Below are 236 nucleotides of genomic sequence, written 5' to 3'. Positions count from 1 at the left end.
CGCGAGCGATTGCGCCTGCGCATCGACTTCCAGGGTATGCCGGACCATATCCGACGAGCGCTTAGCTGCATCGCCAGCGCTGCGCAGCACCAGGGCCGGAACGATCACGGTCAACGCAATCACGAGCGCGAGCGCGCCCACCTGCCATGCCGCGACCGAGTGTCGTTGGGTGGCGCTCACGTGTCGGAGTTTCCGCCTGGGGCACGCTGCGCGCTGCATGCGTCCCTCCCCAGGGC

General features: G+C 68.6%; 1 protein-coding gene. It reads right to left on the bottom strand.

All coding sequences use genetic code 11. The features are described 5' to 3' along the window. The coding region (locus HKX41_13490; protein NNC25147.1) for a hypothetical protein at positions 1 to 180 on the bottom strand (180 nt) is incomplete at its 3' end. Between the last annotated feature and the right edge of the window lie 56 nt (positions 181 to 236).

Source organism: Salifodinibacter halophilus, from assembly GCA_012999515.1.
GTDB classification, from domain to species: Bacteria; Pseudomonadota; Gammaproteobacteria; order Nevskiales; family Salinisphaeraceae; genus Salifodinibacter; species Salifodinibacter halophilus.
Note: the sequence above shows the minus strand (reverse complement) of the source record. Positions and strands in the feature narration are given on the sequence as shown.